Below are 25,508 nucleotides of genomic sequence, written 5' to 3' on the forward strand. Positions count from 1 at the left end.
GGCAGGAGGCCCCGTCGCATGCAGGTGTCGAGTTTCCCCGCCACCTGTATGGTGCGGGGCCGTGGTTTTCGGGAGTTACACGAAGACGACGGGCCGCACCAGGGCAGTGGTGACGGTGGTGGTGGTAATGGTGGTGGTGGCGACCGGCGCAGTCGAACGGCCCGCGGTAGCGGGAGCGATCAGGCTGGCGTGGGCGGCATCAAGAACCATGACGCACAGAAAACACTGTGCGCCGGCCTGCTGTCAAGTGCTGCGATGCAAAAAACCAGTGCCGCGATCATCGCTCAACGTGCCGGCATTTGGTTGCATCTGAGACCAAGGCAGCATCAGCACGCTTGACGCACGCATTCAGCCGGCATGTTCGGCGATCGCCCGTGGACTACGATGGGCATGCGCGCACAGCATCACGCCGGCCACCAGGAACACGATCGCCAGCGCTTCCAGCAGCGAAGGCCAGCGCTGCTGCCAGGCGAAGGCATACGCCAGCGCGAACAGCGTCTCGAACACGATCATCTGGCCGGTCAGGGTCAGCGGCAGCAGGCGGCTGGCGCGGTTCCAGAACGCATTGCCGAGGATCGAGGCCACCACCGCCACACCGGCACTGATTGCCCAGAAACCACTCCACTGCGCCGCCGTGTGCCCGCTGGTGTGGCCGATGAAGGCCATCGGCACCAGCAGCAGGGCCAGGCCGCCGGTGGTGACGCCGGTCAGCAGCGACCAGTTGTGGCTGGACAAGTCCGGTCGACGCGCCAGCCAGCGGCTGTTGCCGATCGAGTACAACGCCCACGAGAACAGCGCGCCGAACGCGCACAGCAGGCCGATCAGGCGCTGCCGCCACGGGGTTGCCAGGTGCTCGGACATCAGTGCTTCCCAACCAACCAGGGCCACGCCCAGCACGCACAGGCCCAGTGCCGGCAGCAGCTGTTTCAAAGGCACTGCACCCTGTTCGCGCACGCCGACCAGGGTGACCACCACCGGAATCAGGCCGACAATCAGCGACGCCGCCGCACCGCCAGCCCACTGCACCGCCGTGGCCAGCAGCAGGAAGTACACCAGGTTCCCGGCCAGGCTCAGCCACAGCAGCCCGATCCATTCGGCGCGACCCAGCTGCGGTGCCAGCCGCTTCCAGCGCGGGAGCAGCAGTACTACGGCGATCAGGCCGTAGACCAGATAGCGGCCGGCCGACAATTGCAGGGCGTTGAACGACTGCAGCACGGCGGGCGTGAGGAAAACCACGCCCCACAGCGCGCCAGCGGCCACGCCATTGGCGATGCCCAGGGCCATCGGGTTGTTGCGCATTCGGGTTCTTCGGGGGGAGAGAACAGGCCGCGCAGTGTAAGCGCTGGCCAGCGGGCGCTCTTGACCGAGGCTATTGCCCTGACCGGCCGCGCGTGCGCAAAGCCGAGCGTGGCTCGACCCTACAGTCCGGCGCCCCGGCGCCACGCTGCGGGAGTCTGACCGCACTCGCGGCGCAGCGCACGGGTCAGTGCGCTCTGCTCGGAATAGCCCGCGGCCAGCGCGATATCGCTGATCGGCGCCACGCTGGTGCGCAGCTGGTGCTTGGCCCAACGCAACCGGCTTGCGCTGAGCCAGGCCTGCGGGCTGAGCCCGAACTCCTGCCGGAACAGCGCATGCAAACGGCTCTCGCTGACCCCGACGAACGCCGCCATGCGCGCCACCGGCCACGCCTGCCCGGGGTCGGCCTGGACCGCCGCACACAGACCCTGCATGCGCGCGCCACTGCCAGCAGGTGCAAATACCTGCAGCAACTGCGGCAGCAGCGCCGGCATCGACTGCCCTGCCTGCACCTCAGCCAGGCGTCGGCGCAATGCCAGCGGCAGATACAGCCAGCGCTGCCGGCACAGATGCTCCTGCGTGCCGTCATCAAGTACGCCCGGAGGACAGTCAACGATCACGAAACCATTGGGACCATCAGCCATCTGGTCATGCGCCTCACCGGCGGCCACGAATGCCCCCTGCAGCACGTCCAGCCGACCTCCGCGACCTTCCATTTCGAACTGCAGTTCACCCTGCACTGGCAGCACCCACTGCGCGTAGTCATGGCGGTCCAGGCCGGTAGCCTGGCCGTAGTGCCGCAGATGGAAGATGGCGCCCATCCGGGCAGTGTGCGCGTGTAACAACGGCCGTGCAAACCGTTGCTATAGTCGATCCGTCATCCAACGCAGGGAGTGCAGGACATGACCCATCAGCAGGTGTCCCTGGTGCTCGCCACCAGCCTCGGCCTGGTGCTCGCAGCTTCGGTCTCCGCACAGGAGCGTACGCCACCGGCTCCGCACTGCATGGACGCTGTCGGCGTACAGGAAGTGGAGCAGGCATCACCGCGCTCGATCGCACTGCGCGCCGCCTCCGGCCAGCCCTTTCGGATCGACTTCAACGAAGATTGCCCCGGCGTCCGCGGTGCCACCTCGCTGAAACTGGAAGCCCCCGCCGGCTGGGCCTGCGGCCGCCCCAGCGAACGCGTCGTGGTCGACGGCCGCCGATGCACCATCAGCGCGGTCACCCCGCTGCAGAATCGCGACTATGCCAGCGTCGCCCGCGACAGCGACCGCCTGCGCACCGCTACCCTGCCTGCCGTGACCATCCGCGAACGCAAGGAGGTGCGTCGCAGCTTCGGCGGCTCACCGTCCTACTGCTTTGCCACGCGCAACGTGCGTGCCTGGTCATCCGACCCGCAGGGCATGCTGGTGGAGACCAATCCGCGCCGCAATGGCGGCCATCGCTACTACCGGGTCGAACTCGGCAGCCACTGCCGCCAGCTCGACCGCGCGCCGCAGCTGAGCTTCCACTCGGGCCTGCAGAACGGCCTGATCTGTGGCAATCCCGGCGATCGGATCATGACTGCCGAATTCGAGACAAACGATCTGCGCGGTGAAAGCATCGCCCCGCTGCCGCAGTACACGCGCGGCAGCTGCACGATCCAGGCGGTCTACCCGGCCTCCAGCCAGGCGTCGAACTAACCGTCGACGCCGAGGAAGGCGAACGGTGCGCTGGGCACGAACTGGCCCAGTGCATCACCGGCGAAGGTATTGCGCTGGTCCTTGCCGAGGTCGAGCTTGAGCACCTTGCCGGCGAAATCGACCTTGTTCAGATCGACCCAGAAGGTGTTCGGGGTCAATGCCGATTCGAAGAAGTACAGCCGCCGCTTGTGGTCGGCCACGGTGCGCCAGCGCGTGGATGAGATGTTCGGCTCACCCGGCGTGGTGATGCCATACGGCACCGACGCGTTGCGGATCACGCTGAACACACTGGCCAGGGCCTCCACCGGATCCTCGGCCTTGGGAATGGCGTTGATGTAGAACGAGGCGCGCGCGAAACGATCAGCAGAGCGGTTGGTGCCCGGCAGCATCACCGTGCCGCCGATCTGCTGCCAGTAGCTGTTGAGCGCCAGCTGCTGCTCGAAGATCGGCGAATTGGTCATCACCTGGTAGCGCCGGTCATGGTGAATCACCTGGCGGCCGCCGATGTACTCGACGATGGCACTGTCGCCGCTGGCATCGGACAGCGACAGGTGCAGCGTCGCCTGCCGATCTTCACCGGGCACCTTGTCGGTGACGATCGAGTACGGCTCGCGCTTCAACGCGGCGACCGCCTCTTCCACGGTAGCGAAGTTGTCCAGCACATACTGCGCCCACAGCGAAATCGCCAGGCCCGGCTTGTTGCCACGCTGCTGCGGATACTCCGATTCGACCAGCCACAGCAGGTTGGCTACCAGGCCCTTTTCGTTCATGCCATCGGTGGTCGACACGTCGTAGCCGGTGGCCACCACCGAGCCGTAGCGCGCGGTCCACGCCAGCGACTTCGGGCCGGCCTGGCCGGTGCGCGCAATGCCGCGCGGCAGTATGTAGAGGTTGGTCGCCACATCGACCTTCCAGTCCATCGAGCGCGCGGTGATCACATCGCCGTTGTCACCCAAGTACACCGCGCGCGTGCAGGCCAGTGCCGGTGCCACGGCTGCGGCCAGCGCGACCGCCAGCATTCCCCTTCCCATCCACTTCATCCGTGCCATGTCGTTGCACTCCTTTTCCCCGTGATCCGAAGATAGGACCCCAGGCAGGGTGAGACAGGGGTGAAAGCCTCAACGGACGAAGCGGTCGTGCAGCCAGAATCCTGCAAGCATCGAAGGCACGAACCACAGGGCTTCGCGCGACGCCACGGCCACCCCGGCGATGGCCGGGCCTGGGCAATAGCCCGCCCAGCCCCAGCCGATCCCGAACAGCGCGGCACCCAGCAGCAGGCGAGCATCCACACGCCGGGTAACAGGCAGCCGGAAGCGGTCTGCGTACAGCGGCTGCTGTCGCCGCAACACCCACCGCTGCCCGATCGCGCTGACCAGCAGCGCCGAGCCCAGCACCCACAGCAGCGTGGGATCGAAGTCACCGGTGATGTCGAGGAAGCCGAGGACACGACGCGCGTCGGTCATTCCCGAAAGTGCCAACCCCATGCCAAACAATGCGCCCGCCGCGCCGGCGGCCCAGACTGCGCGGCTCATGTTGGGCCTCCGCCATGACGGACCAGGAAGGTGGTCAGCATCGCGGAGGCCATGAACACCAGCACGGCCGCCAGCGATCGCTTCGAAGCGCGGGCCATGCCGCACACACCGTGACCGCTGGTGCAGCCATTGCCCAGCCGCGTACCGAAGCCGACCAGCAGGCCGGCTCCCATCAACTGCCATGCCGGCAGCGCATCACGCAGCAGCGCACGTGGCGACGCCTCGGGCACCGATTGCCACCACAGCACCAGCCCCGCCGATGCGGTCAGGCCGGCCAGGAAGGCCCAGCACCAGGCACGCTCGCCCTTGCCTGCGCGCAGGCTGCCTGCGGTGATGCCGCTGATGCCCGCCACGCGTCCGATGGTGGCGAGCAACAGCACCGCGGCGGCGCCGATCAACGCACCACCTGCCGCCGCACTCCATGGCAGGTTCATGCCCTGCCCTCTTCGCTGCCGTACATGGATTGCCCATTTATTTAGAGTATTCTAAATTAGATCATCCTAAACAAAATGGTCAACCATGGCCCGGACCCAGCTCGACAGCGCCGCGATGGCCGAACACGCGTCGCAGGCAGCCACGCTGCTCAAAAGCCTGGCCCACCCGGCCCGGCTGCGGGTGCTGTGCCGCCTGGTGGAAGGTGAAGCGCCGGTACCGGAACTGCAGGCACTGACCGGCCTGAGCGCATCGGCGTTGTCACAGCATCTGGCGGTGCTGCGCGGACTGGATATCGTGGCGACCCGGCGCGAAGCGCAGGCGATCCACTACCGGGTTCTTGAAGGGCCCGCACTGGGCGTGCTGCAGGCGCTGCATGCGGCGTACTGCGGTGCTGCTTCGCGCTGAATCCGGCGCAGACCATCAGCCTGCGTGCAGCGCCGGCTGCACCACCTGATCGAGCAGGTCCACTGGCGTCGGTGCCGAACGATCGCCCTGCAGGCGCCGGGAGAATCCGGACCAGTCACTGCAGGAAGGCTGGCGAGAATAGGCACCCACGCTGGCAGTTGCGGACCAGTCCGTCTCAGTCCGCCGGGATGCTGGCTGAAGCGCTTAGGTTGCCGCCAAGACCGTGCCGTCGCAGCGTCGTGGCAGCATTGCCTCGAACACCACCTGGCCCGCTTCGTTGCGGGCCGCAATGCGCCCGCCGTGCGCGCGGACGAACTGATCGACGATGTACAGGCCCAGGCCCAGGCCCTTGCTCTGGTGGAAGCTGGCCTTGAACGGTTCGAACAGTCGCGGCAACAGCGCGTCATCGATCCGGCCGGCGTTGCTGACCCGCAGCAGTACGCCGCGCGGGTCGCGCCCATCCACCTCCACCCTCGCCTCGCTGCCATGGGTCAGCGCATTGCCGACCAGGTTGGCGGCGACCTGGCCAAGGCGATCCAGATCGCCCTGCAGCCGCGTGTCTCCCTGCAGGTCCAGGTGGATCCGGTCCGCCCCATGCGCGCTGCCCGCCTCGGCGACTACCGCGCGCGTCACGTCGGCCAGATCGCAGGCACTTGCCTCCAGCCTCAGGCCACCGCTGCGGATCCGCGAGAAATCGAGCAGCTGCTCGACCATCCGCGCCATCCGCAGGGTGCTGGCTTCCAGGTACTGCAGGGTCTGCTGCGCGCCTGCGTTGTCTTCCGGAAGCTCCAGCGCCAGCTTGTCGGCACACAGCAGGATCGCCGACAACGGCGTGCGCAGGTCGTGGGTCAAAACGGCAGCCATCGTCTCGTTGAGCTTCAGCGCGCGCTCCAGTGCCTCGTTGCGCGCCTTCAGCAGCTGCCGCTGCTGGTACAGCTCGATGAAGACGTTGACCTTGCTCAGGATCACCTGCGGCGCCACCGGCTTGTGCAGGAAATCGACCGCACCGCTTTCGTAGCCCTTGAACACGCGCAGGGGATCATCCGGAGAGGCGGTCAGGAAGATGATCGGCACGTCGCGGCTGCGATGCGAACCGCGCATCAGTTCGGCCAGGGTGAAGCCATCGATCTCCGGCATGTGCACGTCAAGCAGGGCCAACGCCACCTCGTGCTCGAGCAGCAGCTCCAACGCCTGCGCGCCCGAGCCGGCCAGCAGCAGGTTGACCCCTTCGCGCTGCAGCAGGGCCTGCATGGCTACCAGGTTCTGCGGCACGTCATCGACGATCAGCAGGTTGACCGGTGTCTGCGACTGCGCAGGTTCCGGTGGCAACAGGTTCATGCAAACAACTCCTTCAGGCGGCGACACATCAGTTCAAGGGGCAGCACGGCATCGGCGCCGGCGTACTGCAGGGCGGAAGCGGGCATCATCGACGCCTCGGCTTCCTCGGGACATTGCAGCCAGGCATGGCCACCGGCACGGCGCACGGCGGCAACGCCCTCGCTGCCATCACTGCTGGCACCGGTCAGCAGCAGGGCCAATACCTGCGCGCCGAACACCGCAGCGGCGGAGTCGAACAGCGGATCGATGGCCGGACGGGAAAACAGCACCGGTGCATCCACCGACAACGCCAACGCCCCCTCGTCCTCCACCAGCAGGTGGTAATCCGGCGGCGCGAACGTCACCGTGCCCGGCTGCAACGGCTGCTTGTCTTCGGCTTCGCGCACCGGCAACGCGCAGTACGGCGCCAGCACCTCGGCGATGCGGCTGGTACGGTCACGCGGCAGGTGCAGCACGGCCAGTACCGGTACCGGCAGCTTCGCCGGCAGTGCACCGAGCACCGCCTGCAGGGCCGCCACGCCACCGGCGGACGCGCCGATCACCAGCACGGCCGGACGCACCGGCAGCGTCATCAGGCCACCTTCCGGTACAGACGGTGCTCTCGCGAACAGACCTCGAAGGCATCGTGGTGGCACCCGAACTGCAGCGACTCCTTGCTGCCCAGGCCAAGGAAGCCCCGGTGCACCAGCGCTTCGCGGAACAGGCCGACGGCACGATCCTGCAGGTCGCGGTTGAAATAGATCAGTACGTTGCGGCACGACACCAGGTGCACTTCGGAGAACACGGTATCGGTGGCCAGGCTGTGGTCGGCGAACACCACGTTGCGGCGCAGTTGGCGGTCGAACACCGCACCATCGTAGGCGGTAGCGTAGTAGTCCGACAGCGACGCGGTGCCACCGGCGGCCAGGTAGTTGCGGCTGAACTGGGCCATCCGGTCGATGCCATAGGCGCCCGCCTCGGCGGTGGCCAGCGCGGCCGGATTGATGTCGGTGGCATAGACGATGCTGCGCTCGAGCAGGCCTTCTTCATGCAGCAGGATCGCCAGCGACCACACTTCCTCGCCGGTGCTGCAGCCGGCCACCCACAGCTTCACCGAGGGATAGGTACGCAGTACTGGCACCACCTGCTCGCGCAGCTCACGGAAATACGCAGGGTCACGGAACATCTCCGAGACCTGCACGGTGAAGAACTGCATGGCCTGGGCGAACAGGTCCGGCTCGTGCAGCAGCCGGTACTGCAGGTCGACCAGCCGCTCGCACTCATAGCGCTGCATCGCCTGGCGCATGCGTCGGCGCAGCGACGACACCGCATAGCTGCGGAAATCGTAGTGGTAGCGCTGGTACAGCGCCTCCAGCAGGACCTTCAGTTCGAGGTCGAACAGCGCCTGTTCGTTCATTGCCGCGAGCACCAGACCCGGCACAGCGAGACCAGCTTGTCGACGTCGATGGGCTTGGCGATGTAATCGTTGGCGCCCGCCTGCAGGCAACGCTCACGGTCGTCCGGCATGGCCTTGGCAGTCAGCGCGATGATCGGCAGGTCCTGCAGGTGACGCTGCGCGCGGATCTCGCGCATCGCGGCCAGGCCATCCTTCTCCGGCATCATGATGTCCATCAGCACCAGGTCGACTTCGCGCTCGGCCAGGCGGTCCACTGCCTCCTGCCCATTGCGCGCGATCTCCAGCGTCACGCCCAGCGGCTCGAGCACGCTGGACAGCGCAAAGATGTTGCGCACGTCGTCCTCGGCCAGCAGCACGGTGCGTCCATCAAGCACGGTGTCGCGACGGCGCGCCTCGCGCAGCAGGCGCTGCTGGTCGGTGGGCAGGCTGGCTTCCACGCTGTGCAGGAACAGGGTGACTTCATCCAGCAGGCGCTCGGGCGAACGCGCGCCCTTGATGATGATGCTCTTGGAATAGCGGCGCAGGCGCTGTTCTTCCTCGCGACCGAGCGCGCGGCCGGTATAGACGATCACCGGCGGGAAGCCGACGTCATCGTTGCCGGCCATGTGTTCGAGCAGGTCGAAGCCGCTGCCGTCAGGCAGTGACAGGTCCATCACCATGCAATCAAAGGTGACCGTGCTGAGCTGCTCCAGCGCGCCAGCAAGCGTTCCCACGGCGACGATCTGCAGCTGATCACGGCCCAGCAGCAGTTCCAGGTTGTGGCGCAGCTCGCTGTCGTCCTCGACGATCAGCAGGCGCCGCACGTCGCGCTGGCTGGTCTGTTCCAGCTGCTCGATGGCGCTTACCAGGCGCTCGCGCGTGGTCGGCTTGATCGCAAACCCGATCGCGCCAAGCTCGCGCGCCACCTGGCTGCGGTCCGTTGCCGAGACCACGTGCACAGGAATATGGCGGGTATCGGGGTTGCGCTTCAGGCGCTCCAGCACGCTCAGGCCGGACACGTCCGGCAGGCCGATATCGAGCAGGATGCCGTTCGGTCGCAGTTCGCCGGCCAGGGCCAGCGCCTCTTCGGCCGTCCCGGCCACCACGCAGTCGAAATCCAGTTCATGGGCCAGGGCCACCAGCGCTTCGGCGAACGTGGCGTCGTCCTCGACGGCCAGGATCAGGCGGCCCGGGTGCTGGCGACGACCGCGGTCGTCGGCCACGCTGGGCACCGTCGTCGTCGGCGCCACCGGAGCCCTTGCTGGCACCTGCATCGCCGGCACAGCGGCCGCGACCGGCGAGGCCACGGGGGCTGCGGCGATGTCCGCGGCGTTCGAGGCGGGCGCGCCCTGCAACGGCAGTTCCAGAATGAAGCAGCTGCCACGGCCCGGTTCGCTGTCGACCTGGATGCTGCCGCCCATGCGCTCGGCCAGATCGCGCGAGATCGACAGCCCCAGGCCGGTGCCACCGTAGCGGCGACGGGTGCTGCCATCGGCCTGGCGGAAGGCTTCGAAGATGACCTGCAGCTGCTCGCGGGCAATGCCGATACCGCTGTCGCAGACCTCGAAACGGATGCGCCCCTGGCCGGCCGCGCGCACGTGCAGGCTGACCTTTCCATGCTCGGTGAACTTCACCGCATTGGCCAGCAGGTTCTTCAGGATCTGCTGCAGTCGCTGGCTGTCGACCACCAGCTGGCTCGGCGCCAGCGCATCGGCCTCGATCTGCAGGGCCAGGCCCTTCTGCCGCGCCATCGGCTCGAAAGTCTCGCGCAGGCGCTGCAGCACGCTGTCGGTCACCACCACTTCATCGGCCAGCTCGACGTGGCCGGCCTCGATGCGCGACAGGTCCAGGATGTCGTTGATCAGCGCCAGCAGATCGTTGTTGGACGACAGGATCGCACGCGCATACTTCACCTGTTCTTCGGTGAGCGTGCCGTCCTTGTTGTCGGCCAGCAGCTTGGCCAGGATCAGCGAGCTGTTCAGCGGCGTGCGCAGTTCGTGCGACATGTTGGCCAGGAACTCGGACTTGTAGCGCGATGTCGCGGCCAGTTCGTTGCTGTTGCGCACCAGCTGGCTCTGCGCGACCAGCAGTGCCTGCTTCTGCGCCTCCAGCTCGTGGGTCCGCTCTTCCAGCTGGACGTTGCTCTGTTCCAGCTCGGCCTGCTGTTCTTCCAGATGGCTCTGCGACTGCAGCAGGCTGCGGCTCTGCTCTTCCAGTTCCTCATTGGCCACGCGCAGCTCTTCCTGCTGGGCCTGCAGCTCCTCGCCCTGGCGCTGCGATTCCTCCAGCAGCACCACCAGTTGTGCGCGCAGCAGCGATGCACGCAGCGCCATGCCGATGGTCTCGGCGCAGCGCTCCAGCAGCTCGCGATCCAGGTCGCGCTGCGCACCCGCCCGGGCGCGTCCCAGCTCGACGATGCCTACCACGGTGCCGTCACTGCTGATCGGCGCCAGGATGCGCTCGCGCACCGGCAACCGCCCCAGGCTGGTCTGCAGTTCAAGTACGGCGTCGTCGCTGCCCTCCAGGTGACGGATGCACTCATCCCGCGCCACCTGCCCGGCCACGCCCTCCTGCAATGCCAGCGACGCCGGCATGCCGGACGGCAACGCCAGGCCGCCGGTCAGCTGCAGTCGTCCGCCTTCCAGCCGGTACACGGCGCCGACGTCGGCCTCCAGTTGCGCGCCCAGGCTGGTGGCTGCCGCCTCGGCAATCTGCTCCGGGCCGAGGTCGCCGCGCAGGCTCATCGCTACCGCGTTCTCGGCCTCCTGCAGCCACAACGCCCGCATTGCGTCCCGGCGTGCCTGGATCGCGCGGGAGACGATCAGCGCGATCATCAGGAACGCACAACCACCGATGCTTCGGTTGACCAGCGAGAACGCCGAGTTCGAGCTGGCCGGGGCGATGTTGAAACCGATGACCAGCAGGACGCAGGCGAGCACAGCCACGATGAACGGCGCGCGCGCACTGCGCTGGAACACCGTGACGCCCACGGCCAGGAAATACGCCAGCCATACCGCATAACCGAGCGGTACCACCAGCTCCAATGCGATGGTCGCAGCCAGCAGCACGGCGGACGTCATCCAGATCCAGCGGTCACGCGTAGTCGCACCAGGACGCATGCAGGTCGGTTCCAGAACAAAAAGGGTGGGTGATGGTACTCCGTGTCGTATTCAGCCGCACAGGACAAATGGCACGTGTCCCGCCTCCACGCCTCCTTCACACTTGAATGCCTAGCTTCACGTCCCTCACAGGGGTAACACTTATTTTTACGTGGACGCTGCCGCCTCTACGACGTCCGTGCTGACGGACCCTTCCCGCCAACTGCGACTGCTGATCGACAGCGTGCGCGACCATGCGCTGTACCTGCTTGATCCGGATGGCATCGTCTGCAGCTGGAACCCGGGTGCGGAGCGCATCAAGGGCTATTCAGCCGATGAAGTGGTGGGCACCCACTTTGGTCGCTTCTACCTGGCCGCCGACCGCGAGGCAGGAGAACCGCAACGCCTGCTCCGTCATGCAGCGCAGCATGGCCACGTTGCCAATGAGGGCTGGCGGGTACGCCGCGATGGCTCGTCGTTCCGTGCCAGTGTTGTCATCGAGCCGGTGGTTGAAGCGGGTGAGCTGCTCGGCTACGTCAAGATCACCCGCGACATCACCGAGCAGTGGCAGGCACAGCGCCTGCTGCGTGATGCCCAACGAGCGCTGCGCAATACCCAACAGTTCGAGGCCGTCGGCCGACTCAGCCGCGGCCTGTCGCATGAGTTCAACAACCTGCTGACCACCATCGGCAACGCACTGGACCTGCTGTCCCTGCGCGTTGGCGGTGACGATGCGCGCGCCGCCGAGCTGCTCGATGCCGCGCAGAGCGCGACAGATCGTGGTGCGCTGCTGACCCGCCAGCTGCTGGCGTTCAGCACTGGCCAGACCCTGATCCGCGAACCACTGGATATCAACGTGTTGATACGGCAGTGGCTGCCGGACCTGCAACGCGCCTGCCCGTCCACGGTGATGCTGGATGCCCAGCTGGCACCCGGCCTGCCTGCGGTCAACACCGATGCGGCGCAGCTGCAGACGGCGCTGGCCAATCTGGTCGCCAATGCCGCCGATGCTACCCTTGAAGGCGGTCGCATCCTGATCGGCACCGCGCTGGAGCATCGCCTCGACCCGGACGCGGACTCCACGCTGCAACGTGGATATGTCACCCTCAGCGTCTGCGATGAAGGCCACGGGATGGCGGCCGACATCGCCGAACGGGCCACCGAGCCCTTCTTCACCACCAAGGACATCGGCAAAGGCAGCGGCCTGGGCCTGAGCCAGGTGTTCGGATTCACTACCCAGAGCGGCGGCTTCGTCGACGTGTCCACCACGCCCGGTGTCGGCACCACGGTCAGCCTGCTGCTACCCGCAATGGAGGACCCTGCCGATGACCGATGACCCGATCCGCGTACTGATGGTGGAAGACCAGACCGATCTGCGTGAAATGATCGGCCTGGCCCTGCGCGACCTCGGCATCGATGTGGCCACGACCGCCGATGGCCACGAGGCGGCGGAACTGCTCAAGGGCGAAGCACGTTTCGACGTGGTGTTCAGCGACGTCAGCATGCCCAACGGCATGTCCGGCATCGAGCTGAGCGAGCATGTGGCACGCGAACAGCCGCAGGCACGGATGATCCTCTCGTCCGGCTATGCCCGTTCGCAGCTGCCGCCGCTGCCCGAGCAGGTGGAGTTCCTGCCCAAGCCCTATCGCCTGCGCCAGCTGGTGCAGCTGCTCAGGCAGGCGTAAGCCACGGCGCCCCGCAGGAAACCCCTGCGGTCAACCCATCATCGCCCCGCGCTGGAACGATGCCAGCAGCGTAGAGGCTGCCGCTGCCGGCGCCAGCCGACCGCGTGCCAGTGACCAGGTGATGCCGTAGAAACAGCTCCAGTAGAAGTCCGCGAGCCATACCGCGGTGAAACCGACGTTGAACTCTCCGGCCGCCTGACCCCGCAGGAAGAAGGCCTCGAAACGTTCGCCGATCGGCGCCCAGCGCTCCGGCAGCAGGTGCAGGTCGCCCAGGCGCTGCTGTTCTTCCATCATCCGTGCGAACAGCAGCGTCACCAGCTCCCAGTCCGCCAGCAGCGTGGCGGTGACCTGCTCCAGCACGTGGCGTGCATCACCGCCCTGGTCGAACCAGGCCGCCGCCGCTTCCACGCGCTCGAAACCGGCTGCGAACAGGGCCTCGTCGATCGCCTCCCGGGTAGGCGCAAACCGGTACAGGGTCGCGCGGCTGATGCCCGCCCCGCGCGCGAGTTCGCTGAGGGTGCAGCGTGGATGGCTGACCAGGGTGGCCGCCAGCGCATGGGGCAGGTCGCGTCGTGTACGTGCTGCGGCAGGTCGCATGAAAAGCGATGGGTGTGGGCTGGCCCTCACGCTAGCATGAATCATCAATTAATAAACTGAATCAAATATGATTCATCCGAATCACGGATGCGCTACAACGGGGGTGCGTCCGGTGCACCCGGGTCGGTGCACGGCAGGGAACGCGTCACAGGCATCGAGGGAGACAACGCCATGCTGCACCCACTACGCGATATCGCCGTGCTGTTCGACGCCAGCGACACCGGGCACCGCGTTCTCAACATCGCCGCCGACCTGGCGCAGGCCCAGCAGGCGCATCTGGTCGCAGTCTCCACGGCCCTGCATCCCACCGACATCGCCAACGGCTTCGCGCGCGGTGCCGGCATCGCCGCCGCGCTGGACCACGAGGCCCGCGCGGATGCCGCCTGCACCGCACAGCTGATGCAGAACCTGCGTGCCGTGTCCGAGCCGCTGCAGATCAGCACCGAACTGCGCATCGTCTCGGACTACCTGGGTGGCGCCGACCTGGCGCTGCAGTCGCTGTACTGCGACCTGATCATCGCCGGCTATCCGCACACACCAGGCGCGCCCTCCGGCTGGCATCCACTGGGCACGCTTCGCCAGACCGGGGTACCGATGCTGCTGGTGCCGCCGCACTGGAAGGGCGAGCAGGTCGGCCGGCGTATCGTGGTGGCCTGGAATGCCAGCAAGCAGGCCCGTCGTGCGGTGGCAGATGCCCTGCCTCTGCTGGCCCGGGCGCAGGCCGTGCACCTGCTGATGGTCGACACGCCCAAGGCTGAAGCGGCACCCGGCGCTGAAATGGCCCAGCATCTGGCGCGGCACGGCGTTGAAGTGGAGATACAGGCGATCAGCTCCAGCCAAGGGGGCGTAGCTGCCACCATTCGCCAGCATGTACTTGATGCCGAAGCCGATCTGCTGGTGCTGGGGCCCTACAGCCGCAGTCGCGTGGTCGAACGCGTGCTCGGCGGGGTCACCGAGGATCTGCTTGCCGAAGTACCGGCGCCCTTGTTCGTATCGCACTGATACCGCCCTGCCCCGCCCGGCGGTAGCCGGTCAGCGATTGGCCGGTCTGCCGCCGGAAATAGCGGCACAGGTAGGACGCGTCCTCGAAACACAGGCGTTCGGCGATGCGTCCGATCGGCAGTTCGCTGTAGCTCAGCAGTGCCTTGATCTCCAGCACCACCTGGCGGTCGATCAACGCCTTCGGCGTTTCATCGAAGCATTCCCGGGTCAACTGCGAGAGATAGAACGGGGTAATGCACAGCGCCTCGGCGTAGGACTGCACGTCGCGCTGGCGCATGCAGCGCTGGCCGACCAGTTCCCAGAAGTTCCAGGCCAATCGCTCGCGCCGGCCGACCTGCGGCGCTGCCTCGTAGTGTGCCGGGAGCAGCGTGGCGAACTTCAGGAAAAAGGTCTGCAGCACGTTGCGCAGCATCACGTGCCGATGGCGGCCACCGTTGTGCTGGGCATCCATCAACTGCTGAAGCCAACCCTGCAGCAGCGGCACCTCCAGCGGTGACGGCACGCAATGGGGATGCTCGTGCAGGAACTTGAACAATGCATTGGGCAGCACATAGGCCACCTCCGAGGCCAGCGCTTTCGGCATCAGGCAGACCACCGCCAGGAAACCGCGCGAGCGCTGCCGCAGCAGCGCCAGCGTACCCTCGGTCAGCACCAGCACGTCGTGCCGCTGCACCGCCACCTCGCGGAAGTTCAGTGCAAAACGCGCACACCCGGACACGCACACCAGCACCGCCAGGTACGCGTGCCCGAACGACAGTGGAACACCCAAGCCTTCAGCCAGCGTACTGACTTCCAGGCGCATGGATTCGTCCTGTTCCAGAAGCTGGGGAATGCGATCCATGGGCCGATCCACTGGGATTCCACTGGGATATCGCGGCAGAGCATATCCGCCCGAACGAAGAAGTTGTGAAAAGTACCGAAACCATCAAGGTCCCGCCCTGTGCTCCCCGCCCGTCGAAACCTAGCCTGTGCACTCTCTCTCCACCGACGGACCCGCCATGCGGCTGGCCACCCAACGCTTGATCCTGCGCCCTTGGCGCGACAGTGACGCCGCCGATCTGTACGAGTACGCCCGCGACCCGCGTGTGGGGCCCATTGCCGGTTGGCCACCGCATGCCAGCGTAGAGGAGAGTGCCGACATCATCCGCACCGTGTTCAACCGACCAGAGGTCTACGCCCTGCAGAGCCGCGAGAACGGGCGTGCCATCGGATGCGTCGGCATCCTGATCGGTGCAGACAGCAACTTCAGCTTGGGCGAGCGCGAGGGAGAGATCGCCTACTGGATCGGCGTACCGTACTGGGGGCGTGGCCTGGTACCCGAAGCCGTACGTGAGGTGATGCGGCATGCCTTCCTGGATCTGCAGCTGGATGCGTTGTGGTGCGGCTACTTCTCCGACAACCTGCAATCGATGAGCGCGCAGTCCAAATGCGGTTTCCGCCATCACCACACCGAGGTCAACCAGTTCAACCGCTTCCTCGCCGACTACCGCACCGAACACATCAGCCGCATCACCGCCAGGGAATGGCAGGCGCAGCAGACCGTACCGCTGCCCACGTGATCACGGCTCAGCCCTCGCTGCGCTGCATGAACAACAATTCCGGCGTCGAGGCATCTTCCACCGGCTGGAAGCCGAAATCGCGGTAGAGCGCGAACGCTGCGACGTTGTCACGATAGACACGCAGGCTCAGGCGCTGCACATCCGGCGACCGCAGGGCCTCGGCACACAACAACTGCATCAGCACCCGGCCCAGGCCGCGCCCACGCGCCTGCGGCGAGACAATGATGCGGCCCAGGTGGGCAGTGCCGGGCGCGGTCAACCAGTACTGGCCGAACCCCATGCACGCACCCTCCCCGTCCAACAGCACTCAACCCGGGCGCTCGGCCAGTTCAAGAGCCCGTGCGAATGCCTCAGGCAGCAGAGGAAACGCAACGCCCGGGCCAGCCCAGCGTTGCGTCGCTGCAACCGAATCGAGCCAGCCAGCGATACGCGGATAATGCCGAGGTTGAACCGGTTGCAACTGTGCGGGCATATGGAAGCCTGTGTGGTCCCGTCAACCTGCCGCGGCCGCTGCCTGGGTTGGGGGCTGATGATCAGGCGCTTGCAGCGGACGTGCTTGCGCGAACTGGGCTGCGGTAACAGTGCGTGAGACGGATGTCCCATGCAGGAAGCCGCCGCACTCGACGGCGGCGACCTGTCGGCGCTTTACCGGCAGACGTACTCGCGTGCCGACTCGATGGTGTCCACGTCGAGCTCTTCGTATTGGATCTCGACGGTTTCCATGCTGGACGCGGTGACCACCGCGCGCGCGCCAAGATTGCAGGCGGCAGGCAGCCCGCCAGCGTACGCCTGGCCATTGATCGCATACGCCAGGCCGTAGCAGGCCGAGCCGAGCTGGAACGGATTGTGGCTGCAGGCCATGAGCTGACTGTTGGCAAGGTCACTGGAGGCCGTGTAGTTGGACGTCCAGCCACTGCCGGCATCGCTGCCGCAGCTACCCGGGTACCCCTGGATCTGCGCACCGCTGGAGTCGCAGGTGTGGTAGGCGAAACTGCCAAAGAAACTGGTCTTTACGTACGCGGTGCGGCCGCTGTCTACCCATTGCGCCGCAGCAGCGCTCTGGGCAAAGGCGGACAGGCCGAGCAGGCACACGGCGGCAGCGGTGAGAGGTTTCAATCCCTTCAACATGACTATCGTCCTCGGTATTGGCGTAGTGCACGCCTCATGCGTGCCAACCGAGTCTACCCCGCAGGTATACGGGCAAATATGACAGGCTCGACAGTCTGGGCCCTTCTGCGCACCTGATGCCTGAAGGGGAGGACGGCTTCGTGGCGAGGGCCGCCTGTTGACTGGCCATTGTGACCAAAGCACTGGAAGGTGCCGTGGAACAAGGAGCGCCATACGATCACGAATCGTCGCAAGTGACTGATTCTGGTGACCCCGGCCCGATTCGAACGGGCGACCTTCCCCTTAGGAGGGGGACGCTCTATCCAGCTGAGCTACGGGGCCATGCAGCCGGGAAGTTTACAGGCAACACACCCTGCCCTCCAAGCATTCGTGCTCCACACGGCGGCGCTGGCGCGTTGCACCATGGCCGGACAGGCCGCTCTGCTACCATCGGCGATTCAGTTCATCGCGTCCCCCACCTGCCCGCGATGGCACCAAACAACGTAACGAAACACAGGAGTCTGCATGTCTTCCGAGCTGCTCAAGTCCCTTGGCCTGGACGCGATCAACGCTGGCACGTACCTGGGCAACGGGGAGTGGTCGAGCGCGACCAGCGGTGAGCTGATCACCCCGGTCAACCCGACCACCGGCGAGCCGATCGCGCAGGTCCGCGCGACCACCGAGGCCGAGTACGAGACCGTCGTCGCCCGCGCCCAGGAAGCCTTCAAGGTCTGGCGCACCACGCCGGCCCCGCGTCGCGGCGAAGCCGTGCGCCTGTGCGGCGAAGCACTGCGCAAGCACAAGGACGCCCTGGGTTCGCTGGTGGCGCTGGAAATGGGCAAGAGCAAGCCGGAAGGCGACGGCGAAGTGCAGGAGATGATTGACATCGCCGATTTCGCCGTGGGCCAGAGCCGCATGCTGTACGGCTACACCATGCATTCCGAGCGCCCCGGCCACCGCATGTACGAGCAGTACCACCCGCTGGGCCTGGTCGGCATCATCTCTGCCTTCAACTTCCCGGTCGCGGTGTGGAGCTGGAACTCGTTCCTGGCCGCCATCTGTGGCGACGTGTGCATCTGGAAGCCGTCCAACAAGACGCCGCTGACCGCCATCGCCTCGCTGAAGATCTGCAACGACGCCCTGCGCGAAGCCGGTTTCCCGGACATCTTCTTCCTGATCAACGATGCGGGCACCGCGCTGTCGGAAAAGATGGTCGATGACCGTCGCGTGCCGCTGATCAGCTTCACCGGCTCGACCCAGGTCGGCCGCACCGTCAACGAGAAGGTCGCGCGTCGCCTCGGCCGCTGCCTGCTGGAACTGGGTGGCAACAACGCCATCATCCTGGACGAAACCGCCGACCTGAAGCTGGCCGTGCCGGGCATCGTGTTCGGCGCCGTCGGCACCGCCGGCCAGCGCTGCACCACCACCCGCCGCCTGATCGTGCACCGCTCGATCTACGCCGACGTGCTGGCCACCTTGGTCAAGGCCTACAAGCAGGTCGAAGGCAAGATCGGCGACCCGACCGATGCGGCCAACCTGATGGGCCCACTGAACAGCGACGGCGCCGTGCAGCAGTTCCTCGATGCCATCGCCCAGGCCAAGGCGGCCGGCGGCACCATCGAAACCGGCGGCACCCGCATCGACCGCGCCGGCAACTTCGTGCTGCCGGCGATTGTCTCCGGCTTGAAGAACAGCGATGCCGTGGTCCAGCACGAGACCTTCGCGCCGATCCTGTACGTGATGCCGTACGACACCCTCGATGAAGCCATCGACATGCAGAACGGCGTGCCGCAGGGCCTGTCGTCCTCGATCTTCACCCAGAACCTGAAGACTGCCGAGAAGTTCCTGTCGGCGGCCGGCAGCGACTGCGGCATCGCCAACATCAACATCGGCACGTCCGGTGCGGAGATCGGCGGCGCCTTCGGTGGCGAGAAGGACACCGGCGGTGGCCGCGAGTCCGGTTCGGATGCGTGGAAGGTCTACATGCGCCGCCAGACCAACACCATCAACTATTCGGACTCGCTGCCGCTGGCCCAGGGCATCAAGTTCGATCTGTGATGGCGGACGTTTCTGCCATGGCTGCGGGTCAGAGCGCCTCCGGGGATCTGACCCCTGCCCAAGGCCGGATCCCCAATGGGGCTCCGACCCTCGATTTCACCGGTCGCCGCGTGCTGATCGCCGGCGGCAGCAAGGGCATCGGTCGTGAAATGGCGCTGGCATTTGCCGGCGCCGGTGCGCAGGTCTCGGTCTGCGCACGTGGCCACGCCGGCTTGGATGCCCTGCGTGCCGATGCGCAGGCACAGGGCACCCCGCTGCATACCGTCTCCGCCGATCTGGCCGACGCCGGCCAGATCCGGGCCTGGCTGCAGGCCGCTGCCGATGCACTCGGCGGCATCGATGTACTGATCAACAACGCTACCGGCTACGGCATGGCCGACGACGAGGATGGCTGGGCCGCCAGCCTGCAGATCGACCTGATGGCGGCGGTACGGGCTTCGCGCCTGGCACTGCCGTGGCTGCGCGCATCCAGCGATGCCTGCATCCTCAACCTGTCCTCGATCGCCGCACAGCAGCCGCGCCCCGGTGGCGCGCCCTACGCCGCCGCAAAGGCCGCGCTGTCGCACTACACCACGTCGCAGGCATTGGCGCTGGCCAGGGACCGGATCCGGGTCAATGCGATCGCGCCGGGCTCGATCGAGTTCGATGACGGCCTGTGGGATCGCCGCCGCACCGAAGATCCGGCGCTGTACCACGGCACCCTGGCGAAGATCCCGTTCGGCCGCTTCGGCCATCCGCGCGAAATTGCCGACGCCGCCCTGTTCCTGTGCTCGCCGCTGGCGCGCTGGGTCACCGGCAGCGTGCTCAACGTGGATGGCGGCCAGGTGTTGATGGGCTGACACCGGCACTCCGGTAGCTGCCAACCTTGGTTGGCATGCCTTTCGTCGACCAGGGTCGACGCCTACCAGGGCTGGCACCTCGTTTGTCGACCAGGGGCCACGCCTGCCATCGCATCCGCCGGGCATGGGATTGCCCGGGCAGAGGCACTATCATGTGCACACTGCCAAGGAGGACCCCGATGAGCGTGGCACCCCGACAGACAAGCGCCCTGGCCGTGGTCAGCCTGGTCATGGGCATCGCCAGCTGGACCGTCCTGCCCTTCGTGGCCAGCATCGTGGCCATCATCACCGGCCACATGGCCCGCGCCGAAATCCGCCGCCGCCCGCACGAACTGGAAGGTGATGGCCTGGCCGTTACCGGCCTGGTGCTGGGCTGGGTGATGGTCGGCGCGGTACTTGCCGCCATCCTGGTCTTCATCCTGTTCTTCGGTGGCCTGGCGTGGCTGGCCGCGGTGTCGAACTGACGCCATGACCACCTCCGACAGCACTGAACGCTTCAGCAGCCGCGTCGCCGACTACGTCCGCTACCGGCCCGATTACCCGCCCGCGCTGCTGGAATGGCTGCACGGCCCGATGGATGTCAGTCACCAGGCCCGTGTCGCCGACATCGGTGCTGGCACCGGCATTTCCAGCCGTCAGTTTCTGGCCAGCGGTCATCCGCTGGTGGCGGTCGAGCCGAACGCCGCCATGCGCGCCGCCGCCGAGGAGTGGCTGGCGCCCCAGTATCCGGGCTTTTCCGCCGTCGATGGCCGCGCCGAGGCCACCGGCCTGGACGATGCCAGCATCGATCTGGTCAGCGTCGCGCAGGCGTTCCACTGGTTCGACACCGTGGCGGTGCGCGCCGAGTGGCAGCGCATCCTCTGCCCCGGTGGCCTGGCACTGATCTACTGGAATTCACGCCTGCTCGATGCCAGTCAATTCCTGGTCGGCTACGAACAGCTGCTGCTGGACTACGGCACCGACTACACCGCGGTGGCCGAGCGCTACCAGGACGATGCCACCATGCAGGCCTGGTTCGGCCGCGGCCTGCGCGGCATGGTGGAGTTGCCGAACGTACAGCATCTGGACTTCGACGCCCTGCGCGGGCGCCTGCTGTCCTCCTCCTATGCACCCCAATCCGGTCATCCTCGCCACGCGCCGATGATCGACGCTCTGCAGGACCTGTTCGCCGCCCACGCGGTCGACGGCCAGGTCGCTTTTGAATATCGAACCCGAGCCTTCCTCGGCACGCTGGACTGAACCGACGCATGTATTCGCTTGCCCGCCCCTTACTGTTCTCGCTCGACGCCGAGCGCGCCCACGGCCTCGGCCTGTCCGCACTGGACCTGGCCTACCGCACCGGCACCACGCCGCTGCTGGCCGCACGCATCGCGCCGATGCCCAGCACGGTGTTCGGGCTGACGTTCCCCAATCCGGTCGGCCTGGCCGCCGGCCTGGACAAGAATGGCGAGCACATCGATGCGCTGTTCGCGCTCGGCTTCGGCTTCGTCGAGATCGGCACCATCACCCCACGCCCGCAGGCCGGCAACCCGCAGCCGCGCCTGTTCCGCCTGCCGGAACACAACGCGATCATCAACCGCATGGGCTTCAACAATGCGGGCGTGGACGCGCTGGTGCGCAATGTCGAGCGCGCGCGCAACCGCCGCGGCCTGCTCGGCATCAACATCGGCAAGAACAAGGACACCCCGAACGAACAGGCGGTGGACGATTACATCGCCTGCCTGGACAAGGTGTATCCGCTGGCCGACTACATCACGGTCAACATCTCCTCGCCCAACACCGCCGGCCTGCGTGAGCTGCAGGAAGAGACCGCGCTGCGCCAGCTGGTCAGCCAGTTGCGCGACCGCCAGGAAGATCTCGCGGCGCGCCACGGCCGCCGTGTGCCGATGCTGGTCAAGGTGGCACCGGACCTGAGTGACCGCGACATCGATGCCGCCGCGCGCGTGCTGGGCGAACTGCAGGTGGACGGCGTGATCGCCACCAACACCACCATCGACCACAGCAAGGTGGCCGGCGACCCGCTGGCCAACGAGGCCGGCGGCCTGTCCGGTGCGCCGGTGCTGGAGCAGTCCACCCTGGTGCTGCGCCGCCTGCGCTCGCGCCTGCCCGAATCGGTACCGCTGGTGGGTGTCGGAGGCATCCTGTCCGGTGCCGATGCGGTGGCCAAGATGGCCGCAGGCGCGGCGCTGGTGCAGTGCTACAGCGGCTTGATCTTCCGTGGCCCGGCGTTGGTCTCCGAATGCGTGGAGGCGATCCGTCGCCGCCGCGAAGCGCCGAGCCGCGGCGCGGTGGCCCCACTGTGAGCGCGCCCATGGATACCGTCGACGGCAACGCCCCGCTGCGCTGGACGCTCACCCGCAATGCGCCACTGCAGGCGCTGAACACCTTCCACGTGCAGGCCAGCGCCGCGCAGCTGCTGGAACTGCACGATGCCGCACTGCTGCCGGAAGTTCTGGCATTGCCCGACGTGGCCAGCGGTCCCCTGTTGGTACTGGGTGCCGGCAGCAACGTACTGATCGCCGAAGACCTGCCGGGCACCGTGCTGGTGTTCGGCAACCGTGACATCAGTTTCCTGGAACACCGCGCTGACCACGCAGTGATCCGCGCCGGGGCCGGCGTGCCCTGGCATGGCCTGGTGATGTGGTCGCTGCAGGAAGGCTTGTCCGGGCTGGAGAACCTGGCCCTGATTCCCGGCACCGCCGGTGCCGCGCCGATCCAGAACATCGGCGCCTACGGTGCGCAGGTCGGCGAGTTCATCCAGGCGGTCGAGGCCTGGGACTGCCAGGAACAAACCTGGGTACGGCTGGACAACGAGCAGTGTCGCTTCACCTACCGCGGCAGCGTGTTCAAGCAGCAGATCGACCGCTACCTGATCACCGCCATCGAACTGAAGTTGCCGCTGCTGCACGACCTGCGCATGGACTATGCCGGCATCCGCGAGGAACTGCAGGCACAGGGCGTGGAGCTGCCGAGCGCGGTGGACGTGGCCAACGCGGTGATCGCGATCCGCCGCCGCAAGCTGCCCGACCCGGATGTGCTGGGCAACGCCGGCAGTTTCTTCAAGAACCCGGTGCTGCCGCTGGAACAGGTCGACGTCCTGCTGCAGCACTTCCCCGACCTGCCCGTGTTCCCGGCCGAGCAGGACGACAAGCGCAAGGTCTCGGCTGCATGGATGATCGAGTCCTGCGGCTGGAAGGGCTTCCGCGAAGGCGATGCCGGCGTGGCCCCCAGCCACGCGCTGGTACTGGTCAACCATGGCAATGCCAGCGGTGCTGAACTGCTGGCGCTGGCGCGACGCATCTCCGCTTCAGTGCTGGAGAAGTTCGGCGTGCCGATCGAACCGGAGCCCCGCCTGCTCGGCGCACAGTGGTGAACACCCCCGCCCTCTCCCCCAGCGCCACCCCGATGCGGGCGGCGCTGCTGATGCTCGGCAGCACGATGGCATTCGGCCTGATGGCCGTCGCCATCCGCTACGCCACCCGGTACGTACCAACCCAGGAAGTGGCGTTCTTTCGCAATGCCTTTGGCCTGCTCGCGTTGCTGCCGATGCTGCTGCGCCCCGGCCATGCACCACTGAAAACGCAGCAGCTGCCGCGTTATTTCGTGCGCAGTGCGATTGGCCTGGGTTCGATGCTGTGCGCGTTCTGGGCACTGGGCCATCTGCCCCTGGCGCAGGCGGTTTCCCTCTCGTACTCCACGCCGTTGTTCGTCACCATCGCCGCCGTGCTGTGGCTGGGCGAGACCGTGCGTATACGGCGCTGGGCCGCGGTGGTGGTTGGATTCATCGGTGTGCTGGTGATCGTGCGCCCCGGTACCGCCGGCTTCACCGCCGGCAGCCTGGTAGCGGTGGCAGCCGCCGTGCTCAGCTCATTGGTGGCGATCCAGATCAAGCAGCTGACCCGTGTCGACAGCGCTGACACCGTGGTGCTCTACACCTACGTGTTCTGGGTGCCGCTGTCGCTGGTCCCGGCACTGTTCGTCTGGGTCTGGCCCTCCGGCATGGCGTGGCTGTGGCTGCTGGCCACCGGCGTGCTGGGCACCGTCGGTCAGCTGCTGTGGACGCGGGCGTTGCGCCTCGGTGAAGTCTCGGCGCTGACCCCGATCAGCTTCCTGCAGCTGCCGCTGGTAACGCTGCTCGGCTGGCTGCTGTTCAACGAAAGCGTGGATCGCTGGACGCTCATCGGTGCCGGCATCATCCTCGCCGCCAACGCCTACATCGCCCACCGCGAAGCCGTGTTGTCGCGCCGCGCCGCAAGCGCGGCGGCCTCGGCAGCGGCCAAGCCCGCCGAATGAAAACCATCTGCATGGAGAAGCCATGGGGCCTGCACGGGCAAGCCACGGGTCGTGCATGGACAGGCCATGGGTAGAGTCGACTGTTAGTCGACTGCTTTTCGTTCGGAGCGGGCAGAAACCGCGCTGCGCGCGATAGTCGACTCTATCTGGGGAGATCCTGGCAACGGCCTGGAACCTGATCCAGCGCGCGATATACCCGCTCCGCCGCATCGAACACATTGCCCGGTGCGAACTGCTCCCCCAGGTAGTGCAGCGACTGCCGGCGCAACTGCGGCGATCGGTCCTCTCCGTCACTGCCCAGCAGCACCTGCTGGAACTCGATCAGGTCCTGCAGAATGCGCCAGTGCCGGTACCAGGCGATCCAGCGCGGGTCACCGCGATCGCTGCCGTAGCCCTCCTCGAACCCCAGTGGATTCTCGCGACCCCAGCGCCCGCCAACAGCGGCACCGATGAACATCAGGTCACGCTCGCGCGGGGCCAGCGACAGACCATCCCAATCGATCAGGTGCAGGCCCCCGTCATTGCCCATCAGCAGGTTGCCGGCATGCAGATCGGTGTGGCACAGATGCAGGTCTACCGGCGCGCCCTGCAACGCCGCGAGCAGCTCCCGTGCCTGCGCATGCAGCGCCGCGATGCGCGCATGCTGCTGGTCCCATACCGAAACGAATGCGCGGCCCAGCCCGTCCTTCGCGGCCGCCAGGCCCTCGCCGGCCAACCATTGCCCGACGGTCTCCAGCGCCGCGGTTTCCAGCCGTACGATCGGCAGTGCCTGCTGCAGTTCCGCTGGCAACTGCGCACCATGCAGGCGCCGCAGCACCTCCCCCAGCCGTCTCCACTGCGTGCGGCTCAACGCCGCCTCGAACCCGGACTGGCCTTCCACATACGGGAACAGGGTGAACTGCAATCCCCAGCGCTGCACAGACGCACCACCGGTCAACGCCGGCCACGGCGCGACGATCTCATCGATACCCAGCGTGCCGCGCATCCAATGCAGGCTGTCCCACACCGCTGGGGCAACCTGGTAGGTACGGCATTTCAACCACCACTGCCCGTGCCGCGCATCGACGCGATACACGCTGGCATTGGCGTCGGCGCCCACCGGGCGTGGCACCACGGCGGTGGGGGTGATGCCATAGGATTGTTGCAGGACTTCGCCGAGATGCTGCGCCGAAGCGAATGACATGGATGCAAGCGGAAAGTGTTACCT

At 66.8% G+C, this 25,508-nt stretch carries 27 protein-coding genes, 1 tRNA gene and 1 pseudogene; 14 read left to right on the forward strand and 15 right to left on the reverse strand.

Features of this window, described 5'->3' with window-relative positions:
• Positions 1-18: 18 nt before the first annotated feature.
• Positions 19-339: a hypothetical protein gene (locus AC5P5X_RS11060; RefSeq protein ID WP_162292024.1), complete on the forward strand. Its 321-nt coding sequence runs from the start codon at positions 19-21 to the stop codon at positions 337-339.
• A 9-nt stretch (positions 340-348) separates the two neighbouring features.
• Here AC5P5X_RS11060 and AC5P5X_RS11065 read toward each other — a convergent pair whose 3' ends face one another.
• Complete coding sequence (locus tag AC5P5X_RS11065; RefSeq protein ID WP_111189378.1) at positions 349-1,299, reverse strand: DMT family transporter; 951 nt, start codon at positions 1,297-1,299, stop codon at positions 349-351.
• A 119-nt stretch (positions 1,300-1,418) separates the two neighbouring features.
• Positions 1,419-2,117: a helix-turn-helix domain-containing protein gene (locus AC5P5X_RS11070; protein ID WP_060380061.1), complete on the reverse strand. Its 699-nt coding sequence runs from the start codon at positions 2,115-2,117 to the stop codon at positions 1,419-1,421.
• Positions 2,118-2,198: 81 nt separating this feature from the next.
• Between AC5P5X_RS11070 and AC5P5X_RS11075 the strand changes: the two genes are divergently transcribed.
• Positions 2,199-2,978 (forward strand): DUF6491 family protein, encoded by a 780-nt coding sequence (locus AC5P5X_RS11075; RefSeq protein ID WP_099485199.1) that lies wholly within the window; start codon positions 2,199-2,201, stop codon positions 2,976-2,978.
• Here the strand turns inward: AC5P5X_RS11075 and AC5P5X_RS11080 are convergent.
• The 3 genes from AC5P5X_RS11080 to AC5P5X_RS11090 form a co-directional block, all read right to left on the reverse strand.
• Positions 2,975-4,027: a linear amide C-N hydrolase gene (locus AC5P5X_RS11080; RefSeq protein ID WP_012480021.1), complete on the reverse strand. Its 1,053-nt coding sequence runs from the start codon at positions 4,025-4,027 to the stop codon at positions 2,975-2,977. The genes AC5P5X_RS11075 and AC5P5X_RS11080 overlap by 4 nt on opposite strands.
• A 69-nt stretch (positions 4,028-4,096) precedes the next feature.
• Positions 4,097-4,510, reverse strand: a complete 414-nt coding sequence (locus AC5P5X_RS11085; RefSeq protein ID WP_005409414.1) for a DUF6691 family protein — start codon at positions 4,508-4,510, stop codon at positions 4,097-4,099.
• Positions 4,507-4,944, reverse strand: a complete 438-nt coding sequence (locus tag AC5P5X_RS11090) for a YeeE/YedE family protein (RefSeq protein WP_111189377.1) — start codon at positions 4,942-4,944, stop codon at positions 4,507-4,509. The genes AC5P5X_RS11085 and AC5P5X_RS11090 overlap by 4 nt, the downstream gene beginning before the upstream one ends.
• Positions 4,945-5,029: 85 nt before the next feature.
• On the opposite strand from AC5P5X_RS11090, the gene AC5P5X_RS11095 reads away from it, so the two are divergent.
• Positions 5,030-5,350, forward strand: a complete 321-nt coding sequence (locus AC5P5X_RS11095) for an ArsR/SmtB family transcription factor (protein ID WP_012480019.1) — start codon at positions 5,030-5,032, stop codon at positions 5,348-5,350.
• Positions 5,351-5,554: 204 nt separating this feature from the next.
• Here the strand turns inward: AC5P5X_RS11095 and AC5P5X_RS11100 are convergent, their stop codons facing one another.
• The 4 genes from AC5P5X_RS11100 to AC5P5X_RS11115 are packed head-to-tail and all read right to left on the reverse strand — an operon-like array spanning position 5,555 to position 11,182.
• Positions 5,555-6,688 carry a hybrid sensor histidine kinase/response regulator gene (locus tag AC5P5X_RS11100; RefSeq protein WP_005409410.1) on the reverse strand — a complete coding sequence of 378 codons (1,134 nt, stop codon included), beginning with the start codon at positions 6,686-6,688 and terminating at the stop codon, positions 5,555-5,557.
• The gene (locus tag AC5P5X_RS11105) at positions 6,685-7,260 is read right to left on the reverse strand and encodes a chemotaxis protein CheB (RefSeq protein ID WP_005413150.1); all 576 of its coding nucleotides are present in this window, start codon (positions 7,258-7,260) and stop codon (positions 6,685-6,687) included. Before AC5P5X_RS11105 ends, AC5P5X_RS11100 begins: the two co-directional genes overlap by 4 nt.
• The gene (locus AC5P5X_RS11110; RefSeq protein ID WP_005409408.1) at positions 7,260-8,084 is read right to left on the reverse strand and encodes a CheR family methyltransferase; all 825 of its coding nucleotides are present in this window, start codon (positions 8,082-8,084) and stop codon (positions 7,260-7,262) included. Before AC5P5X_RS11110 ends, AC5P5X_RS11105 begins: the two co-directional genes overlap by 1 nt.
• Positions 8,081-11,182, reverse strand: a complete 3,102-nt coding sequence (locus AC5P5X_RS11115) for a hybrid sensor histidine kinase/response regulator (RefSeq protein ID WP_495215984.1) — start codon at positions 11,180-11,182, stop codon at positions 8,081-8,083. The genes AC5P5X_RS11110 and AC5P5X_RS11115 overlap by 4 nt, the downstream gene beginning before the upstream one ends.
• Before the next feature lie 151 nt (positions 11,183-11,333).
• Between AC5P5X_RS11115 and AC5P5X_RS11120 the strand changes: the two genes are divergently transcribed.
• Both AC5P5X_RS11120 and AC5P5X_RS11125 read left to right on the forward strand, forming a co-directional pair.
• A complete protein-coding gene (locus AC5P5X_RS11120; RefSeq protein ID WP_414489472.1) occupies positions 11,334-12,497 on the forward strand; it encodes a two-component system sensor histidine kinase NtrB in 1,164 nt (387 codons plus the stop codon).
• On the forward strand, positions 12,487-12,846 hold the full coding sequence (locus AC5P5X_RS11125; RefSeq protein WP_005409405.1) for a response regulator: 360 nt from the start codon (positions 12,487-12,489) through the stop codon (positions 12,844-12,846). The genes AC5P5X_RS11120 and AC5P5X_RS11125 overlap by 11 nt, the downstream gene beginning before the upstream one ends.
• 30 nt (positions 12,847-12,876) lie before the next feature.
• On the opposite strand, the gene AC5P5X_RS11130 is transcribed toward AC5P5X_RS11125, so the two are convergent.
• Entirely contained in the window at positions 12,877-13,443 is a 567-nt protein-coding gene (locus AC5P5X_RS11130; protein WP_005409404.1) for a TetR/AcrR family transcriptional regulator, read from the reverse strand.
• A 171-nt stretch (positions 13,444-13,614) separates the two neighbouring features.
• Between AC5P5X_RS11130 and AC5P5X_RS11135 the strand changes: the two genes are divergently transcribed.
• Positions 13,615-14,445, forward strand: a complete 831-nt coding sequence (locus tag AC5P5X_RS11135; RefSeq protein WP_005409403.1) for a universal stress protein — start codon at positions 13,615-13,617, stop codon at positions 14,443-14,445.
• On the opposite strand, the gene AC5P5X_RS11140 is transcribed toward AC5P5X_RS11135, so the two are convergent.
• Entirely contained in the window at positions 14,393-15,286 is an 894-nt protein-coding gene (locus tag AC5P5X_RS11140) for an AraC family transcriptional regulator (RefSeq protein ID WP_111189376.1), read from the reverse strand. The genes AC5P5X_RS11135 and AC5P5X_RS11140 overlap by 53 nt on opposite strands.
• Positions 15,287-15,443: 157 nt before the next feature.
• Between AC5P5X_RS11140 and AC5P5X_RS11145 the strand changes: the two genes are divergently transcribed.
• A complete protein-coding gene (locus AC5P5X_RS11145) occupies positions 15,444-16,004 on the forward strand; it encodes a GNAT family N-acetyltransferase (RefSeq protein ID WP_111189375.1) in 561 nt (186 codons plus the stop codon).
• Positions 16,005-16,011: 7 nt separating this feature from the next.
• Here the strand turns inward: AC5P5X_RS11145 and AC5P5X_RS11150 are convergent.
• The 3 genes and pseudogenes from AC5P5X_RS11150 to AC5P5X_RS11160 form a co-directional block, all read right to left on the reverse strand.
• Positions 16,012-16,476 (reverse strand): annotated as a pseudogene (locus AC5P5X_RS11150) (GNAT family N-acetyltransferase).
• Positions 16,477-16,649: 173 nt separating this feature from the next.
• Positions 16,650-17,132 (reverse strand): hypothetical protein, encoded by a 483-nt coding sequence (locus AC5P5X_RS11155; RefSeq protein WP_099485193.1) that lies wholly within the window; start codon positions 17,130-17,132, stop codon positions 16,650-16,652.
• Between the two features lie 244 nt (positions 17,133-17,376).
• Positions 17,377-17,453, reverse strand: a tRNA-Arg gene (locus AC5P5X_RS11160).
• A 183-nt stretch (positions 17,454-17,636) separates the two neighbouring features.
• Between AC5P5X_RS11160 and amaB the strand changes: the two genes are divergently transcribed.
• The 7 genes from amaB (at position 17,637) to AC5P5X_RS11195 (ending at position 24,301) form a co-directional block, all read left to right on the forward strand.
• A complete protein-coding gene (gene amaB / locus AC5P5X_RS11165; RefSeq protein ID WP_005413146.1) occupies positions 17,637-19,169 on the forward strand; it encodes an L-piperidine-6-carboxylate dehydrogenase in 1,533 nt (510 codons plus the stop codon).
• Positions 19,169-20,008, forward strand: coding sequence for an SDR family NAD(P)-dependent oxidoreductase (locus AC5P5X_RS11170; RefSeq protein WP_111189374.1), 840 nt, complete (start codon positions 19,169-19,171; stop codon positions 20,006-20,008). Before amaB ends, AC5P5X_RS11170 begins: the two co-directional genes overlap by 1 nt.
• A 179-nt stretch (positions 20,009-20,187) precedes the next feature.
• Positions 20,188-20,472, forward strand: a complete 285-nt coding sequence (locus AC5P5X_RS11175) for a DUF4190 domain-containing protein (protein ID WP_005413144.1) — start codon at positions 20,188-20,190, stop codon at positions 20,470-20,472.
• A gap of 4 nt (positions 20,473-20,476) precedes the next feature.
• Positions 20,477-21,247, forward strand: coding sequence for a class I SAM-dependent methyltransferase (locus AC5P5X_RS11180; RefSeq protein ID WP_111189373.1), 771 nt, complete (start codon positions 20,477-20,479; stop codon positions 21,245-21,247).
• A gap of 8 nt (positions 21,248-21,255) precedes the next feature.
• On the forward strand, positions 21,256-22,311 hold the full coding sequence (locus AC5P5X_RS11185; RefSeq protein WP_111189372.1) for a quinone-dependent dihydroorotate dehydrogenase: 1,056 nt from the start codon (positions 21,256-21,258) through the stop codon (positions 22,309-22,311).
• Between the two features lie 8 nt (positions 22,312-22,319).
• Positions 22,320-23,381 carry a UDP-N-acetylmuramate dehydrogenase gene (gene murB, locus AC5P5X_RS11190; protein WP_111189381.1) on the forward strand — a complete coding sequence of 354 codons (1,062 nt, stop codon included), beginning with the start codon at positions 22,320-22,322 and terminating at the stop codon, positions 23,379-23,381.
• Positions 23,382-23,413: 32 nt separating this feature from the next.
• Positions 23,414-24,301 (forward strand): DMT family transporter, encoded by an 888-nt coding sequence (locus AC5P5X_RS11195; RefSeq protein ID WP_032966688.1) that lies wholly within the window; start codon positions 23,414-23,416, stop codon positions 24,299-24,301.
• A gap of 142 nt (positions 24,302-24,443) precedes the next feature.
• Here the strand turns inward: AC5P5X_RS11195 and AC5P5X_RS11200 are convergent, their stop codons facing one another.
• Positions 24,444-25,484 carry an aminoglycoside phosphotransferase family protein gene (locus AC5P5X_RS11200; RefSeq protein ID WP_099529531.1) on the reverse strand — a complete coding sequence of 347 codons (1,041 nt, stop codon included), beginning with the start codon at positions 25,482-25,484 and terminating at the stop codon, positions 24,444-24,446.
• Between the last annotated feature and the right edge of the window lie 24 nt (positions 25,485-25,508).

The organism is Stenotrophomonas sp. YJH_SMC_91, from assembly GCF_059368495.1.